The organism is Halorubrum sp. Atlit-28R, from assembly GCF_003665955.1.
Classification (GTDB): Archaea; Halobacteriota; Halobacteria; order Halobacteriales; family Haloferacaceae; genus Halorubrum; species Halorubrum tropicale.
In genome coordinates this window covers 18,252-33,695 of the sequence record NZ_QPLS01000004.1, presented here as the reverse complement: position 1 = coordinate 33,695, position 15,444 = coordinate 18,252, and the positions used below count along the sequence as shown (strand labels likewise).

Here is a 15,444-nt window from a genome sequence, read left to right as displayed (position 1 = left end):
TCGAAACGAAGGGGTGGCAGCGGAGCGTCCGCGGTCACTTCTCGACGTCCAGCAGCGCGACGCGCTCGCGGACGGCGTCGGCGAGGCCGCCGTTCGTCGCGGCGAGCTCGCGGTCGGTGACGCCGTAGAACTCGCGGACGCGCTCCTCGTCGAATCCGGTCGCGGGCGCGTCCCCCTCGGCGAGCTCGGCCGAGTCGAGCGCGAGTCCCCGGACCGCCTCCACCGCCCCGTCGAGGTCCGCCGGCGGACGGTCCGCGCCGGGCACGTCGCCGAAGTCCGCGGCGAGGACGACGGCCCGAGGCTCGCCCTCCGCGACGCCGAGTTCGAGCGCGCGGTCGATCTGTCGGCGCCCGGCGGCGTACAGCAGGACCTCGACGCCGGGGTCGCGCGCGACCGCCTCGCCGCGGGCGATCGCCCGGGCGGCGAGCCGCGCCGCCTCGCGGAGCTGCGTCCCGGAGACGACGAGGTCGGCGTCGAACGCCTGGACGACCGCGCCGGTCTCCGCGGCGATCCCGTCGAGTTCGGCGAGGAACGCGTCGAGGTCGGCGACCGCGAACGCCCCGGCGACGAGACGGACCGCGGGGGCGAGCGCCGGCTCCCCGTCGGCGTCCGTCGCGGGCGCCGTCATCCGAAATCACCCAGGCTCGCCTGCCCGTCGCCGTCGCCGTCGGCGTCCGCGCCCGCGGTCGCCGCCGCGGAGGCCGAGCTGTCGGGGTCGACGCCGTCGAGCGAGGGGTCCTCGCGGCCGGCGTTCTCCAGGATGCGCTCGGCGGTGCGCTCGCGGCCGCGGAGCGCGCCGAGGACGACCGCCTTGTCCGCCTCGCGGAGGTCGGCGCGGCTCTCGATGCCGGCCTCGTAGAGGCGGCGGGCGCGCTTGCGGCCGACGTTGCGGACGCCCGCGAGGTCGAGCAGCTCCTCGCGGACGCCGTACTCCAGCCGCTTGCGGGCCTCGCGCACCTGGACGACCACGTCGCCGTCGATGCCCTCCACGTCGCGCGCGAGCGTCTCGGCGGCGCGCAGGAGCCACTCCGCGGTGTCGACCTTTCCGCGGATGTCGCCCGGCCCGACGCCGTACCGCTCCGCGATCCGGTCCTCGTCGACCTCGTTCGCCCAGTCCTCCAGGAGGCGGCCCGTCTTCAGCGCGGCGAGCCAGTCCTCGAACCGCACGTCCTCGTACTCGGAGGGGGTGTCGCCGAGCAGCTCGGCCTCGCGCTCGTAGCAGACCTCCGTGTACTCCTCGCGGTCGCCGGACTTGAGGTACAGCTGGTAGGTGTCCGGCGTCCGGCTGACGAGGTGATAGAGGCCGAGCGGGGTGACGGCGGGACCGTCGCCGGCGTCCGACTCGGTCGTCTCGGCGGGCTCGTTCCCGTCGCCGTTCGCCCGCGTGTAGGTCGTGAACCCGGCGTCGTCGGCGTCCGCGTCGGGCCCGGGGGCGGCGCCGTCGGCGGGCACGAAGTCGCCGGCGCCCCCGTCGTCCGCGCCGTCCGGGACGGTGCGGAGCCCGTCGAGTATCTCGGCCGCGCTCATCGGGTCGAGGTAGAGCCGCGAGACGGTGTGACCGATGCCGGTCGCCGCGAGGCCCTCGCTCCCGCCGTCGCGGTCGCGCTCGACGAAGCCGTTCACGTCGAGGTAGTCGAGGACGGTGTCGGTGACGGCGGCGAGTCGCCCCTCGTCGTCGGTCTGGGTCGCGTAGAGGGTGTTATCGAGGAAGGAGAGCAGCCCGTCTCGGGTGGCGGCGAAGCCGGACGCGACCGTCGCGAGGACGTGCGTCCGGAGCGCGGGCTCGGCCGCGAGCTTCGAGCGGACCGGCTCGGCCTCGGCCCAGACGTACCGGTCGAACAGCTCCTCGCGGGTGTCGGCGCTGTTCGCGAGCAGGACCGCCTCGCCGTAGGGGTCGAGGCCGGGGCGGCCCGCGCGGCCGCACATCTGGTGGACTTCGAGGACGTCGAGCGGCTTCATGCCGCCGAACTCGCCGTCGTAGCGGCGCCAGTCGCGGACGATCACCCGGCGGGCGGGGGTGTTGACGCCGGCCGCGAGCGTCGGCGTCGCGGAGACGCACTTGATCAGCCGGTCGCGGAACGCGTCCTCGACCAGGCTGCGGTGCTCGCTCGCGAGCCCGGCGTGGTGAAACGCCGACCCCCGCTCGACCGCGTCCGCGAGGTCCTCGGAAGTGTCCGTGTCGGAGACGCCGCGGATCTCCTCGGCGAGTTCGCGGAGGCGGTCGCGCTCCTCGCCGGTGAGCCGGGGGCCCGTCACGTCGGTCAGCTTGCGGGCCGACGACTCGGCGTTGCGTCGGGAGTTGACGAAGACAAGCGAGGAGCCGCCCTGCCCGTCCTCCTCGGTGTCCAAGGCGTCCGCGACGAGCCTCGCGGTCTGGTCCTCGCCGCGCTCGACGGGCACCTCGCGCTGGCTCCCGTCGTCGAAGTTGATCGCGTTGCCGAAGTGGACCCCGGTGCGGAGCGCGATGGGCCGCCAGTCGGACTCGACCAGCTCGGCGTCGAGCCAGTCGGCGATGACGTCGGCGTTACCGACGGTCGCGGAGAGCGCAACCGTCTGGAGGCCGGGGTTCACCTTGCGGAGCTTCGCGAGGGTGACTTCGAGCGTTGGGCCGCGGTGGGAGTCGTCGACGAGGTGGACCTCGTCGCTGACGACGCAGGTGAGGTCGTCGATCCACGGCGCGCCGTTGCGGATGAGCGAGTCGACCTTCTCCGAGGTGGCGACGATGACGTCGCGGCTGGCGAGCCACTCGCCGTCGGAGTCGTAGTTGCCCGTCGAGACGCCGACCGTGACGCCGTGGTCCTCCCAGCGCTCGAACTCGGCTTTCTTCTCGCTGGCGAGCGCGCGCAGCGGGACGATGTACAGCGCCTTCCCGCCGCGCTCGACCGAGGAGAGCATCGCGAGCTCGGCGATCAGGGTCTTGCCGGACGCGGTCGGCACGGCCGCGACGAGGCTCTCGCCGTCGGTGACGCCCGCGTCGACGGCCGCCTCCTGGGGCGGGTACAGCTCCGCGACGCCCTCCGCCTCGAGCGCCTCGCCGACGCCCGCGGGGAGCCCGGAGAGCGAACTCGGTTCCATTACCGGAGTCTGGGCCCCGACTCGATTTAAACCGTCGGAAGAGCGCGATGGCGGGAGACGACGAAGGCGGCCGCGACCGACGGCTGCGACGAACGCTTATAAACGGATCCGCGGTGGCGCGTGCCTGCGAGCGGCCGGAGCGAAGCGGAGGTCGCGAGGAGCACGCGCGAGGGACGCGGTGAGCGTACGGGCGACCGCAGGGAGCCCGGAGCGAACCGCGAGGCTGGGGAGGCGTGAGGTGCGGGGCGGTCGCGGCAGGGTGGGGCTCGAAGGGGCAGCCGTGAGGGCGAAGCACGGCGAAGCAAGGACCGGAGCGACGGAGCGAGTGAAACGAGCGACGGAGCGAGGACCACAGCGAGCCGCGCGAGCCCTCACGGCTGGGGCTTCGGCGGCGGCCCTCACGAGAGCAGTCGCTCACGAGGGATCGGGACGGACGCCGTCGATCGAACGGGAATACGCGTTAGGGAGCGACGCCGACCGTCAACAGCGTCCCCCACGTGCGGTAGCGGTCGACCATCGCCTCGCGTGTTTCGTACCCCTCGGTCGGGAACTCCGACGCCTCCGGAATCTCCACCTCTCGATCCGGAATCGCGTCCTGTTCGGCGACGTACAGCCCGGCCTCGCGGAACGCCTCGCGGTACGCCTCGCGCGACCACAGCGTCATCTCGACGGAGATGTTCTCCTGCCACGCGTGGGTCGTCTCGCTCTCCTCGAAGTAGTTGACCGCGCAGTAGAAGGTGCCGCCCGGCCGGAGTACCCGACGAATCTCTTCGAGGGTGTGGACCGGGTCGCTCGCGTAGTAGAACGCCTCCATCGAGAAGACGTGGTCCAGCGAGTCGTCGGCGAAGGGGAGCTCGTCGAAGTCGCCGACGAGGTAGCCGACCGCGCCGTCGTCCGTGTACTCGCGGGCGTTGGTCGCCATCTCCGGGGCGCCGTCGAGGCCGTACCCTCGCCCGATTCCCCGCTCGCGCAGCGCGCGGAGCGCGTAGCCGGAGCCGGTCCCCAGATCGAGGACGGCGTCGCCCGCCTCGACCGGCATCCGCGCCAAGACGTGTTTCGCGGTGTGCCAGTGCCGGTCCTCCATGCCGCGGTCCTTCCCCGCGGCCGCCCACTCGTCGAACTCCTCGCGAACGCTCATACCGGCCGAACGGGGAGAGCGGTGAAAAACGGCGGTGTTTTACCGGCTCCGGTCCCGGAGGTGGACATGAAACGCCCGCGAGCGCTCCGCCGACCGCACTTCCGGGTGGCCGACATTGCCCAGCAGTCGGTCGGCGGCTTCCTGCTCGCGGGGCCGTTCGTCGTCACCGCGGAGGTGTGGGAGCTCGCCGCGGGGATGAACTGGATCCAGGCCACCGTGACCGCCGTACTCGTGGGGCTGATCGGCTACGCCGCGCTGTACCGGGCCGACACCGGCCGCGACGTGGACGAGGAGCCGGACCTCGTCGGGATCCCGACGCGGTTCGTCTCGCTGATGACGGTCGCGTTCGGCTCCGTCCTCCTGCTCGCGCTGATCTTCGACGCGCCCGAAACGTTCCTCGTCGAGGGCGGGATCGGCGACGGCGCGGTGGTCGCGACGACCGCGAAGGCCGTCGCCGTCGGCGCCGTGTTCAGCGTCGTCGGCGCCGCGACCGCCGACAGCGTGTTCTAGTCGGGTTCGAGCCGGTCGGTCCTCACAGCACGACCGAGACGACCGCGAAGAGGATCAACACGCCGGCGATGTCACAGAGGTTCGTCACCACCGGAATCGTCGTGTCGTCGGGGTTGAGCCCGATCCGGTAGGACGCCTCGACGGCGGCGACGCTGGCGGCGACGACGAGCGCGGCGAGCGCCATGCCGGAGACAAGCGAGATCAGTAGCACCCGGCCGAGCGCGAGCGACCCGCCGAGCGCGAGCCCGATGGCCCAGGCGGCGATCCCGACGGCGCCGAAGACGGTCGCCGCGAGCGCGAACACCGCGCCCGCGTTCGCCCGGAGCGCGGGGTTCGACGGGCTGAGCTCGTAGGTCCCGAGGTACAGCTGCGTCGTGAGCCGCGAGCAGGTGATCGACGCGAGGTTGCCGGCCGTCCCGATCTGGACCGGGACGAGGACGAGCAGGGCCGGGTACCGGAGGAGGACCGCCTCGTAGGTCTCCAGCACGGTGCCGGAGACGAGTTGGAGCACCGACAGCGCGGCCAAAAGCGGGATCATCGTCCGGACGATCCGCCGGACCGACCACTCGTCGACGACGGTCGACTGCGGCTCGGTCACGAGACGGCCCCCACGACGGCCACCCCGACGAGGAGGAAGAACACCCCGAACACGTCGCCGAGCGTCGTGACGACCGGCCCGATGACGTTGTCGGGGTCGAGCCCGCGGCGGTAGCCGACGAAGATGACCGCGATCAGCACGGTGATCATGAGGACGGCGGAGAGGAAGCCGGCGACGACCATCACGCCGACCAGCTGGAAGAGGCTGCCGCCGTCGCCGAACAGGACGAGCGTCGCGTAGGTGACGACCGCGATGAACACGGAGACGGTCATCCCGTTGAGGAAGGAGGCGACGACGGCGTTGGTGAGCCGGCGGTCCGGGCGGAACCGCGGCTCGATGATCCCCTGGTGGAGGCCGGTCGAGAGCCGGGCGCCGAGCGAGCCGTACACCCCGCCGCGGGTCGCGAGGAACGCCGGCAGCAGCAGCAGGAGGCCGGGGACCTCCGCGATGTTCGCGCGCATTGTCTCGGAGGCAAGTATCGTCCCCGCGAACAGCCCGGCGATCAGGCTGACGGCTATCACCGGGAGCGCCTGCCGGTAGACGTCGCGCGCGGAGTCGTGCCCGGGCATCGACCGGACCGACGGCGGGCGGGGCAAAAAAACCGACCGGCGCGACCCGAGAGCCGTCGGCTTGCGGGCGGTCGGCCGACCGACAGACGCACACATATCAGAACTTCCAAACGAAACGAAGGGGTGGACGCGATCGAGCGCAATGCCGGCCGGACGCGGACCGAGCGACCCGCTCGCGTCCGACGGTCTCGGACGCCCCGGCCCGCACCGTTAAGTCGGTCCGGCGAGTTCCGATCCCATGGACTACTCCCTCGCCATCGAGAACGGGCCGGAGACGATACCGGGCGGGACCGGACTGCTCCTCATTCACCCGAGCATCGGCGAGACGGACCGGATCGACACGGACTTCCTGAAGACCGACACCGACGCGTTCCTCGTCGTCTCGACGCGGACGACGGCGCGCGAGGTCGAACAGAAGCTGGAGTACTACGACGTCGACGAGACGAAGGCGACCATCCTCGACACGCTCTCCGTCGAGCGCGGCTACTCGCGCCGCACGTCCGACGACGTCTACTACGTCTCCGCGCCGGACGACCTCGACGGCGTCGTCGACCGCGTCGAGCGGTTCCTCACGGAGAACGAGGGGAAGCGACGCGTCTCCGTCGACTCGCTCACCGAGATGGCCTACTACGCCGACGACGACGCCGTGTACGAGGCGGCCGCCGAGATCCTCGACCTGCTCGACGAACACGACGCGGTCGGCATCTTCCACCTCTCCGAGGAGGTCCACGAGGTCGCGACCCTCGACCGGTTCCGCGACCTGTTCGACGGCGTCATCGACCTCGACGGCGACGGCAACGTCGTCGTCGACGTCTGAACGACGGTTGCGGCCGCGACGGCGACGCTACTCCTCGTCGACGAGCGCGGCGAACGTCTTGTCCGCCCACGCGACCGCGTAGGGCGCCCCGCGTTCCCGGTAGGCGGTCGTGTCGAGCGCGCCGTACGGCGCCGGCGGGTCGAGGTCGTGTTTGACCGCCGAGCAGGCGTACTCCGTCGCGGCCGGGAAGTCGGTGTCGCCGCGCGCCACCTCGCCGGAGAGGTCGCCGAGCCGCCCGGAGAGCCGGTCGCCCGCGTCGACCCAGGCGTCGAACAGCCGAGGATACTCGTCTTCCCACGACGCGAACGCGTCGCGGGCGTGGAGCCCGACCCACGCGTCGAACAGCGCGTTCGCGACCTGGAAGACGTCGGTCGGACCGAACCCGGTCGTCGACTCGCCGGTCTCCGGGTCCGGGCGGCGGATCGCGGCGTCGAGGTCGCGGTAGCGCTCGCCGAAGAAGGGCAGGAACGACTCGGGGAGGCCGACCGGGTCGCCGCCGTTCGAGGCGTCGCCGTGGACCGCGCCCGGCGCCGGCTCGCGGCCGATCTGAACCAGCCGCTCGGCGATCAGGAACGCGAGGAAGTCGTCCGGCGTCCCCTCCGCGCGGCGCTTGACGAGGACGGCCGGCGGGTCGGTCTGCGCCGTCCGGACGACCGTACCGTCGCCGGGCAGCCCGACGGTGAACGCCGGCCCGGCGTGCTTCCGGAGCAGGTCCGGGACCGAGTCCGGGAGCCACTCGACCGGGTAGGAGGCGGGGTCGAGCCCGTCGACGAAGAGCCCGAGGTCCTCCGCGGCCGCCGGCGGGAGCGTCTCGAAGTCGGCGTCGACGTCGAGGACGGGCGACCCGGGCGCGTACCGGTCGCGGACCGCCGCGAGGTCGTCGTCGAGCGACCGGGACGAGAACATCAGGCGAAGACGTACGAGAGGACGATGAGCACCGAGAGGACGGCCGAGACGCCGATCGTACCAACCACGATCTGGGTCGACTTGTTCATGCGTGCCACTGGGCGCGCCGGTCGTTAAAATCATCCGGTCCGCGGCGACCGGGCGGCGATTTTATGTCGTCGGGGGAGAGTGCGGAGGTATGCGAGTTCGCGACGGGGTCGAGGCCGACGCCGCGGCACTCGCGTCGATGACGGGGCGCCCCGAGGGCGTCGTCCGCGACATGATCCACGATCGGTCGGTTCGCGTCGGCGTGACCGACAGGGCCGACGCGGACGCCGGCGACGACACCGCGGTCGACGCGGTCGCGGGGTTCGTCGCGTTCGACGTGCGGGACGGCGTCGTCCACGTGACGAACGTCGAGGGCGCCCCCGACCCGGTCGAGCGCCTGTTCGATGAGCCGGTGGGGTTCGCGACCCGGGAGGGGATGACCGTCGAAGCCGTCCTGCCGGCCGACGGAACCGCGGCCGACGCGGCCGAGGCGGTCGGGTTCCGGGCGGTCGGCTCGGGACCGCGGATCGACGGCGCGACGACGCGGTATCGGTTCGATCCGGAGGAGGGCGGCTGAGAGCCGGTGAGGTCGGATCGATCCGGTCAGTCGAACCGCTCTTGGACGATGCCGAGCGCCTCTTCGCGGTCGTCCCAGTCGACGAACACCGCGACGGAGGTGGCGCTGGTGATCAGGTCGATGATGTTGATCCCGGCGTCCGCGATGGGCGCGATGATGTCCTGGATGACGCCGGACTGGTTGGGGAGCTCGCCGCCCGTGACGCGGATCACGGCGATGGGGTCGGCGACGGTGACCGAGGAGAGCGCCTCGTCGGTGACGACCGCCTCGTGGAGCAGCGCCTCGGCGGTCTCGGCGACCTCGACGTCGACGTAGAAGGTGACCGAGTCCATGCCGGAGGCGACCGCGTCGATGTTGATCTCCTCGGCGCGGAGCGCGTTCGAAAGCTCCGAGAGGATCCCGGGTCGGTTGCGGATCGCCCGGCCCGCGATGGTGAGACACGCCAGCGGCTCCTCGCGCATGTCGATCAGGCTCTCGAACTCGCCCTCGATCCGGGTGCCGCCCCGGAGGAGGTCGCCGTGCTGGTAGTGGACGACCCGGACGGCGAGGTCCTCGTCCTTGTACGAGAGCGCGGAGGGCGCGACGACCTCGGCCCCGCGAAACGAGAGGTTTCGCAGCTCGTCGACGGTTATCTGCCCGACGTTGCGCGCGCCCTCGACGACGCGCGGGTCGCCCGTCATCACGCCCTCGACGTCGGTGACGATCACGACCTCGTCGGCGTCCACGTAGTTGCCGAGCATCACCGCGGTCGTGTCCGACCCGCCGCGCCCGAGCGTGGTGACGTTGCCGTCGTGGTCCTCGGCGAGGAACCCGGTGATGATCGGGACGACGCCGTCCATGTCGGCGGCGACCTCCCGCGCGCGCTTCTTCGTCTCCGCCACGTCGACCTCCCCGAGCTCGTCCGTGATGACCGGCCAGTCAGGGTGGCCGGGTTCGAGGAAGACGGCGTCGACGTCGCGGACCGACAGGGCAGCCTTCAGCATCCGGACGCTGGTGCGCTCGCCCATCGAGACGATCTCGGCGCGGTCGGCGTCGTCCGTCTCGAAGGTGATGTCATCGAGGAGGTCGTCGGTGGTCGACCCCATCGCGCTCGCGACGACCGCGATCTCGTGGCCGGCGGCGACCGCGCTCGCGACCGAGTCGGCCGCGCGCTCGATCCGGTCGCCGCTCCCGAGGCTCGTGCCGCCGAACTTCGCGACTACGCGCATGCGGCTACCTCGTCGGAAGCGCGAGGCGCTCGGTGTCGGGGGTGTGGTCGGCGGCGGGCGAGCGGGACGGCGCGGCCCGAACCGGAGCCGGAGTCCCGGCTCGGTCTGCGGCGATCGGTAAACATGCCACTGCGTAGCGGAGGAAGCCGGATAACAGTATCCTCTTCGACAAGGGTCGCCCGAATCGCAGAACCACACGAAAGGACGGGAGAGACACCGGGAAATCGAAACGAACGATCACCGGAGATCCGGACGGCGTCGATCGACGGGGGCAGCAGTCGCGGAACGCGGCGTGGCGACCGCGGAACCGAGGGGCCGGGGAGTCGGGGAGTCCGGGCCCGCGGGGTCGGGGCGGAGAGGTCCCTACTCGTCCTGAAGGCCCCACGCGTCGGGCATCTCGATGACGTACCGGCCGTCCTCCTGGAGGGAGATGATGTACTCCCGTCTGTCGTACAGCTCCATCAGGTTGAGCTCGTACTGCCCGGGGCTGACGATGCGGATGCTCTCGAACTGGTCGTTCAGTTCGTCGCGGAGCGCGTCGATGCCGGGCTGGGGCTCCTCCGCCGCCGGCGTCTCCGCGGGCTCGACGTCGCGGCTCGCGCGGTCGAGTTCGTCCGGCGACACCACCTCCGAGCGGGCGCTCGCCTGCGCGGTGTCCTCGTCGCTCCGGTCGGCGATCTGTTCGGTGCCGTCGGACTCGCCCGTGGCGTCGACGCTCGCGGAGGCGTCGCTCGGCGCCGCGTCCGCGGGCTCGGTCGGAGGGCGGTCGGCCGCGGGCTCGTCGGTAGTCGGCGCCGACGAGTCGTCCGGGCCCGGTGCCGTCCGGTCGGACCGGTCGGGAGCGGACTCGGACGCCCGGCCGCCCGCGTCGGCGCCGGCGTCGTCCGCGGCCCCGGCGGGCTTGAACTGGAACTTGTTCCCGCCGCAGTCGGGACAGCCCGACAGCATCTCCTTGGAGCCGTCGGGGAACGTCCGCCCGCAGGAGGTACACTGGTGGGGCATCTACTTGCGGGAGACGAGCGTGCTGATGAGGTTCTCGTCTTTGTGGAGGGTCTCGATGCGGTTCGCCGGGCCGATGACGGTGAGCTTCTGGGTCGACTCGCGGCCCATCAGCTTGTCGAGGAAGCCCTGGTCGCCCGCCTCGGCCTTCGGGTACGTCTCTATCTCGATGCCGGTGAAGTCGTCGGGGCTGATCTCGGTCATCGTCACCTCGATGAGCTTCGACTCCTCGTCGGGGGAGAGCCCCTCTTCGAGGATGACGATGTTGCCCTCGCGGACGCCGTCGAGGATGAGCCGGATCTTCTCCATCCCCGTGAGCCCCTCCATCCGCGCGCCGCTTATCATGTCGATCCGGACGCCGTCGTCGCCGTCGTCCGGGTCGTCCGCGGCGTCGACGTTGGCTTTCGGGCCAGGCATCAGCCGAAGTACTCCGCTATCTTGGTGTACACTTCGTCCATGTTGTCGCCCTCCAGCGCGGACAGCGGGATCGTCTCGTGTTGCGGGAAGGCGTTCGCGATCTGCTGGACGTCCGACCCCTCCAAGTCCGTCTTGTTAGCGAGGATGAGCGCCGGCAGGTCCTGCGACTCGATGATCCCGATCAGCATCGTGTTCACCTGCGTGAACGGGTCGGTGGTGGAGTCGAGCACGTAGATGACGCCGTCGACGTCCTCGCGGAGCCAGTGCATCGCCTCCGCGACACCCTCGGTCGCCTCGCGCGACCGGCGGACGGCGTCGTCCTTCTCCATGTCGTGGTCGAGGAACTCCTTGTAGTCGACCTTCGTCGTCACCCCGGGGGTGTCGACGATGTCGATGGTGACCTTACGCCCGTTGCGCTCGATCTCCACGTTCTCCTTCCGGCGGGCCCGGCGAGTCTCGTGGGGGATGTGGCTCTCGGGCCCGACGGCGTCACCCGTCCAGTCGCGTGCGATCCGGTTTGCGAGGGTCGTTTTGCCGGCGTTCGGCGGTCCGTAGATCCCGATCCGCTTGGGCTCGTCGGCCGCGAACAGGCCGTCCGTGACCCGCGATATGCTGTCTCTGAGATTCGTGAGCAGTCCCATCCTGACCTCCAGTCCGTGTGTGGTTGACCCGAACACCGCGGTCGTTTCGCGACGCCGTTCGATCCGCGCGCTCGACGCCCGTTCGGGGAATTACGGTAGGGTCCTCGCCGCTCTCACTTAAGAACTGCGTCAGACATCCCCGATCCGGAGCGTCGACGCCGGACGGACCCGAAACGCGGGACCAGTCACGTCTCCTCGCGACCAGTCACCGGTTACGCCTCGTCGCGACCGGTCGAGGGGGCGCTCGCCTCGTCGCGACCGGTCGCGGCGTCGAGGGAGACGACGGTCCCGCTTCGCACGATGTTCCGTGTCATGTTCGAGGATAGGATTTGATCGAGGGGTTGAATTTTCCCGGGTTGTAGCCAATCGAGAGGCAGTCGTATTATCTACCTCACCCGTAGAGTGTGGGTATGAGCGAATCACAGGGCGGACCGGCGGGCGACTCCGTCGAGTCCCCGAGCGACGCCGGCGCCGACGGGTCCGATCGAGACCCTCCGGCGGACGGTCCCTCGGACGAGTCCGGCGAGGAGACGGTCTCCTCGAAGGACACGAAAGAGGTGATCATGGAGGCGACGTTCCGCGCGCTGAGCAAGCACGGGTACAAGGACCTCCGGATGCGCGACATCGGCGAGGAGATGGACCTCACGCGGCAGGTCATCCACTACCATTTCGACGGGAAGTACGACCTGATGTCCTCGTTCCTCGAACACATCATCGACCAGTACGAGGGGAGCGTGGTCGTCGACGGCAGGGCGGACCCGCGGACGGAGCTCCGAGCCCGCGTCGACCAGTGTATGTTCGGCCCCGAGTTCGAGGAGTTCAGCCACTGGGACCGGATGAAGGTGTACCACGAGCTGTACACGCACGCGCAGAACGACGGCGAACACCGCGAGGTGTTTAACGAGCACTACGATCGCATCCGCGGCGGCATCGTCGAGGTGGTCGAGGAGGGGATCGAGGAGGGCGTCTTCCGGGACGTCGACGCGGAGCGGATGGGCCAGCTGGTGACCGACGTCATCCACGCCGCCCGCGGGCGGCGGATCTCGCTCGGCCACGAGGACGCGCCCGAGGAGGCCCGGCAGGCGATGGACGAGTTCATCTTCGAGTCGCTCGAACGGACCGAGAGTAGCGGAGCAGGCGAGCAGTCGAACGGGAGCGAGTAGGAAGGCGGCAAGAGATAGGAAGGCGGCAAGAGGTAGGAAGGCGGCAAGAGGTAGGAAGGCGGCAAGAAGTCGAAAGAGTCGTTTCCGGCCCGTCTTGTGCCGTCAGGAATCGTCGACCGCGACGAGCCGCAGACCGGCCCGGTCGCGGCCGTTGCGGCCGTCGCGGAGCCGGTTGGACCCCTCGAAGCGGACGACGTCGCCGTAGCCCGGCTGGGGGTCTGTCGCAACCCGAAACAGGTCGGTGACCTATCAGGATCGGACGGTAGCCCCCCACCCCTTCGTTTCAGGTGGAACCCGGAGAACTGCCGGGGCGGATGGTGGCCGCTCGGGTGTCAGTTGGAATCCCACCAGATAAAATCAGGGTAGAGATCAAATAAAATAACCACAACTCTACAAATATAATCTTTAGTAGATTGTCGAGGGTACTGTTGTATAGTATTTGTATTAAAACTGCCGCTATCTATAGACGGCCTAACACCCCTACCCCACCTATCCGTCGTTCCACCCGAAACAAAGGGGTGTGGGGGTATCCCCAGCCGACGCGGCTCTCCGAGCGAGAAACCGGGGCCCAAAATCGCCGAGAACGAGGCGGTGCGCGGGGTTCGGATACAGACATTGCCGAGACAATCGCCGAAGGGCGAGGTAACCGCAACGGCGGCCGATGTCCACAACACGTCTTGTTCCCGTCGAAATGCCTCGCGATCTGTCCGGCCCTCGTCCGAGTCAGATCCGTTTCCCGATAGGTCCGACCGACGCGTCGTCCGACCCGAATCGACCCCTCCATCGCCCCGACGCCTCGATCGAGGGGGGCGTTTCAACTCCAGAGAGGAACACTTTTGTACCGTCTCTTCATCTGGTTCGACTGTATCAACTGGACGTGGTCGGCCTCGATTCCGACCGCGAACGCGTGTTTCCGACCGGAGACGGCGTCTGACGGGTTTTCCGTCGCCGTCTCCACCTGAAACAGAGGGGTTCACATGGACGAAGGCGATCACACACCACGGGCCGACGGCGGCATCGACCCGGACGACGGCGACGAATCAGATCATAGCAGCGGCTCCGAGGACTCGCCGTCGAACCGATCTTCGGCGACCGATCCCGACGACGTCAAGCGTACTGGCTCCGCAACCGCCGAGTCCGGGGACGAAAGGTCCGACTCTCCCGACGTCGACGATTTCGACCCCGACGCTCCGACTGGGTCCGACACCGGCGTCGACGTGGGATCGGACTTCGGCGTCTCGGACGCCGACTCGGACCCCGACGCGGCCTCCCTCCCGACCGACGCTCGACCCGAAACGGCGGGGCTCGACAACGGCGGCCGCGACCGGTCGTCGCCGGACGTCGACTTCGACGGCGTCGTGCTCGACGACGACGACGACAACCAGGGGCTGTTCGACGACCTTCTCTCCGGCGAACCGATATTCGAGAACAAGGAGGTCCTCCGCCCCTCGTACACGCCGCACGAGCTCCCCCACCGCAACGATCAGATCAACCGGATGGCGACCATCCTCGTCTCCGCGCTCCGCGGCGAGACCCCCTCGAACATCCTCATCTACGGGAAGACGGGGACCGGAAAGACCGCCTCGGCGAAGTTCGTCTCCCAGGAGCTCGAGTCCACCTCCCAGAAGTACGACGTGCCCTGCGAGGTCGAGTACATCAACTGCGAGGTGACCGACACCCAGTACCGCGTCCTCGCCCAGCTCGCGAACACGTTCATCGAGGAGAACCAGGCGGTGATCGCCGACCGGTTAGAGCGGCTGGAAGGGCTCCGCGCCGACGCGACGGACGCCGCGGAGACCGCCGGGCGCGACCCGGCCGCCGCCCTCGCCGACACCGAGTTCGACTCGGTCGACGAGCTCGACGACCGCATCGAGACGCTGGAAGAGGACGCCGAGGAGATGGAGGAGGTGCCGATGACGGGGTGGCCAACCGACCGCGTCTACTCGACGTTCTTCGAGGCGGTCGACTACCACGAGCGCGTGGTCGTGATCATGCTCGACGAGATCGACAAGCTCGTCGAGAAGAGCGGCGACGACACCCTCTATAACCTCTCCCGGATGAACTCCGAGCTCGACCGCTCGCGCATCTCGATCATGGGCATCTCGAACGACCTGAAGTTCACCGACTTCCTCGACCCCCGCGTCAAGTCGAGCCTCGGCGAGGAGGAGATCGTCTTCCCGCCGTACGACGCCAACCAGCTCCGCGACATCCTCCAGCACCGCGCCGACACCGCGTTCAAGCCCGACGCGCTCACCGACGACGTGATCCCGCTTTGCGCCGCCTTCGCGGCCCAAGAACACGGCGACGCCCGACGCGCGCTCGACCTCCTCCGCACCGCCGGCGAGCTCGCAGAGCGCTCGCAGGCCGAGATCGTCGCGGAGAAACACGTCCGACAGGCCCAGGACAAGATCGAGCTCGACCGCGTCGTCGAGGTCGTCCGCACGCTCCCGACGCAGAGCAAGATCGTCCTGTTCGCGGTGATTCTCCTCGAAAAGAACGGCGTCCACAACATCAACACGGGCGAGGTGTTCAACATCTACAAGCGCCTCTGCGAAGAGATCGACGCCGACGTCTTAACCCAGCGACGGGTCACCGACCTCATCAGCGAACTCGACATGCTCGGGATCGTCAACGCCGTCGTCGTCTCGAAGGGCCGCTACGGCCGGACGAAGGAGATGGGTCTCTCCGTGCCCGTCGAGGAGACGGAGGCGGTGCTCCTGTCGGACTCGCGGCTCGGCGACATCGAGAACGCGCAGCCGTTCGTCCAAGCGCGGTTCGACAACTAATCTCGGTCCGTCG

Annotated in this window: 15 protein-coding genes; 5 read left to right on the top strand and 10 right to left on the bottom strand. The window is 69.6% G+C overall.

What is annotated here, in order from left to right; translation table 11 throughout:
• Positions 1 to 34: 34 nt before the first annotated feature.
• The 3 genes from cgi121 to DVK06_RS07570 all read right to left on the bottom strand — a co-directional run bounded on the left by cgi121 (position 35) and on the right by DVK06_RS07570 (position 4,213).
• Positions 35 to 628, bottom strand: a complete 594-nt coding sequence (gene cgi121, locus DVK06_RS07580) for a KEOPS complex subunit Cgi121 (RefSeq protein ID WP_121599865.1) — start codon at positions 626 to 628, stop codon at positions 35 to 37.
• Positions 625 to 3,075 carry an ATP-dependent DNA helicase gene (locus tag DVK06_RS07575; protein ID WP_121599864.1) on the bottom strand — a complete coding sequence of 817 codons (2,451 nt, stop codon included), beginning with the start codon at positions 3,073 to 3,075 and terminating at the stop codon, positions 625 to 627. The genes cgi121 and DVK06_RS07575 overlap by 4 nt, the downstream gene beginning before the upstream one ends.
• A gap of 460 nt (positions 3,076 to 3,535) precedes the next feature.
• Positions 3,536 to 4,213 (bottom strand): class I SAM-dependent methyltransferase, encoded by a 678-nt coding sequence (locus tag DVK06_RS07570; protein WP_053770270.1) that lies wholly within the window; start codon positions 4,211 to 4,213, stop codon positions 3,536 to 3,538.
• Between the two features lie 66 nt (positions 4,214 to 4,279).
• Here DVK06_RS07570 and DVK06_RS07565 point away from each other — a divergent pair, with 66 nt between their 5' ends.
• The gene (locus DVK06_RS07565) at positions 4,280 to 4,723 is read left to right on the top strand and encodes a hypothetical protein (RefSeq protein WP_053770269.1); all 444 of its coding nucleotides are present in this window, start codon (positions 4,280 to 4,282) and stop codon (positions 4,721 to 4,723) included.
• Between the two features lie 22 nt (positions 4,724 to 4,745).
• On the opposite strand, the gene DVK06_RS07560 is transcribed toward DVK06_RS07565, so the two are convergent.
• Together DVK06_RS07560 and DVK06_RS07555 are read right to left on the bottom strand one after the other, a co-directional pair.
• Complete coding sequence (locus tag DVK06_RS07560) at positions 4,746 to 5,321, bottom strand: magnesium transporter (RefSeq protein WP_053770268.1); 576 nt, start codon at positions 5,319 to 5,321, stop codon at positions 4,746 to 4,748.
• On the bottom strand, positions 5,318 to 5,890 hold the full coding sequence (locus tag DVK06_RS07555) for a magnesium transporter (RefSeq protein WP_053770267.1): 573 nt from the start codon (positions 5,888 to 5,890) through the stop codon (positions 5,318 to 5,320). The genes DVK06_RS07560 and DVK06_RS07555 overlap by 4 nt, the downstream gene beginning before the upstream one ends.
• A 238-nt stretch (positions 5,891 to 6,128) precedes the next feature.
• Between DVK06_RS07555 and DVK06_RS07550 the strand changes: the two genes are divergently transcribed.
• Positions 6,129 to 6,707, top strand: coding sequence for a hypothetical protein (locus tag DVK06_RS07550; protein WP_121599863.1), 579 nt, complete (start codon positions 6,129 to 6,131; stop codon positions 6,705 to 6,707).
• Between the two features lie 27 nt (positions 6,708 to 6,734).
• On the opposite strand, the gene DVK06_RS07545 is transcribed toward DVK06_RS07550, so the two are convergent.
• Positions 6,735 to 7,613 carry a hypothetical protein gene (locus tag DVK06_RS07545; protein ID WP_121599862.1) on the bottom strand — a complete coding sequence of 293 codons (879 nt, stop codon included), beginning with the start codon at positions 7,611 to 7,613 and terminating at the stop codon, positions 6,735 to 6,737.
• Between the two features lie 178 nt (positions 7,614 to 7,791).
• On the opposite strand from DVK06_RS07545, the gene DVK06_RS07540 reads away from it, so the two are divergent.
• Positions 7,792 to 8,217: a hypothetical protein gene (locus tag DVK06_RS07540; protein ID WP_121599861.1), complete on the top strand. Its 426-nt coding sequence runs from the start codon at positions 7,792 to 7,794 to the stop codon at positions 8,215 to 8,217.
• Between the two features lie 26 nt (positions 8,218 to 8,243).
• Here the strand turns inward: DVK06_RS07540 and DVK06_RS07535 are convergent, their stop codons facing one another.
• The 4 genes from DVK06_RS07535 to DVK06_RS07520 all read right to left on the bottom strand — a co-directional run bounded on the left by DVK06_RS07535 (position 8,244) and on the right by DVK06_RS07520 (position 11,482).
• On the bottom strand, positions 8,244 to 9,425 hold the full coding sequence (locus DVK06_RS07535) for an aspartate kinase (protein ID WP_053770263.1): 1,182 nt from the start codon (positions 9,423 to 9,425) through the stop codon (positions 8,244 to 8,246).
• Positions 9,426 to 9,788: 363 nt separating this feature from the next.
• Positions 9,789 to 10,427 carry a Zn-ribbon containing protein gene (locus DVK06_RS07530; RefSeq protein ID WP_121599860.1) on the bottom strand — a complete coding sequence of 213 codons (639 nt, stop codon included), beginning with the start codon at positions 10,425 to 10,427 and terminating at the stop codon, positions 9,789 to 9,791.
• The gene (locus DVK06_RS07525) at positions 10,428 to 10,841 is read right to left on the bottom strand and encodes a DUF2073 domain-containing protein (protein WP_121599859.1); all 414 of its coding nucleotides are present in this window, start codon (positions 10,839 to 10,841) and stop codon (positions 10,428 to 10,430) included. It abuts the gene before it with no gap.
• A complete protein-coding gene (locus DVK06_RS07520) occupies positions 10,841 to 11,482 on the bottom strand; it encodes an Era-like GTP-binding protein (RefSeq protein WP_006114713.1) in 642 nt (213 codons plus the stop codon). Before DVK06_RS07520 ends, DVK06_RS07525 begins: the two co-directional genes overlap by 1 nt.
• A 410-nt stretch (positions 11,483 to 11,892) precedes the next feature.
• Here DVK06_RS07520 and DVK06_RS07515 point away from each other — a divergent pair, with 410 nt between their 5' ends.
• Together DVK06_RS07515 and DVK06_RS07510 are read left to right on the top strand one after the other, a co-directional pair.
• Positions 11,893 to 12,645 (top strand): TetR/AcrR family transcriptional regulator, encoded by a 753-nt coding sequence (locus tag DVK06_RS07515; RefSeq protein ID WP_121599858.1) that lies wholly within the window; start codon positions 11,893 to 11,895, stop codon positions 12,643 to 12,645.
• 977 nt (positions 12,646 to 13,622) lie between these two features.
• On the top strand, positions 13,623 to 15,431 hold the full coding sequence (locus DVK06_RS07510) for a Cdc6/Cdc18 family protein (RefSeq protein ID WP_121599857.1): 1,809 nt from the start codon (positions 13,623 to 13,625) through the stop codon (positions 15,429 to 15,431).
• Positions 15,432 to 15,444 lie beyond the last annotated feature (13 nt).

Excerpts from the sequence above, each read along its gene's own strand:
- cgi121 (WP_121599865.1), bottom strand. The coding sequence starts at position 628 with ATGACGGCGCCCGCGACGGACGCCGACGGGGAGCCGGCGCTCGCCCCC.
- DVK06_RS07575 (WP_121599864.1), bottom strand. The coding sequence starts at position 3,075 with ATGGAACCGAGTTCGCTCTCCGGGCTCCCCGCGGGCGTCGGCGAGGCG.
- DVK06_RS07570 (WP_053770270.1), bottom strand. The coding sequence starts at position 4,213 with ATGAGCGTTCGCGAGGAGTTCGACGAGTGGGCGGCCGCGGGGAAGGAC.
- DVK06_RS07565 (WP_053770269.1), top strand. The coding sequence starts at position 4,280 with ATGAAACGCCCGCGAGCGCTCCGCCGACCGCACTTCCGGGTGGCCGAC.
- DVK06_RS07555 (WP_053770267.1), bottom strand. The coding sequence starts at position 5,890 with ATGCCCGGGCACGACTCCGCGCGCGACGTCTACCGGCAGGCGCTCCCG.
- DVK06_RS07550 (WP_121599863.1), top strand. The coding sequence starts at position 6,129 with ATGGACTACTCCCTCGCCATCGAGAACGGGCCGGAGACGATACCGGGC.
- DVK06_RS07545 (WP_121599862.1), bottom strand. The coding sequence starts at position 7,613 with ATGTTCTCGTCCCGGTCGCTCGACGACGACCTCGCGGCGGTCCGCGAC.
- DVK06_RS07540 (WP_121599861.1), top strand. The coding sequence starts at position 7,792 with ATGCGAGTTCGCGACGGGGTCGAGGCCGACGCCGCGGCACTCGCGTCG.
- DVK06_RS07535 (WP_053770263.1), bottom strand. The coding sequence starts at position 9,425 with ATGCGCGTAGTCGCGAAGTTCGGCGGCACGAGCCTCGGGAGCGGCGAC.
- DVK06_RS07530 (WP_121599860.1), bottom strand. The coding sequence starts at position 10,427 with ATGCCCCACCAGTGTACCTCCTGCGGGCGGACGTTCCCCGACGGCTCC.
- DVK06_RS07525 (WP_121599859.1), bottom strand. The coding sequence starts at position 10,841 with ATGCCTGGCCCGAAAGCCAACGTCGACGCCGCGGACGACCCGGACGAC.
- DVK06_RS07520 (WP_006114713.1), bottom strand. The coding sequence starts at position 11,482 with ATGGGACTGCTCACGAATCTCAGAGACAGCATATCGCGGGTCACGGAC.
- DVK06_RS07515 (WP_121599858.1), top strand. The coding sequence starts at position 11,893 with ATGAGCGAATCACAGGGCGGACCGGCGGGCGACTCCGTCGAGTCCCCG.
- DVK06_RS07510 (WP_121599857.1), top strand. The coding sequence starts at position 13,623 with ATGGACGAAGGCGATCACACACCACGGGCCGACGGCGGCATCGACCCG.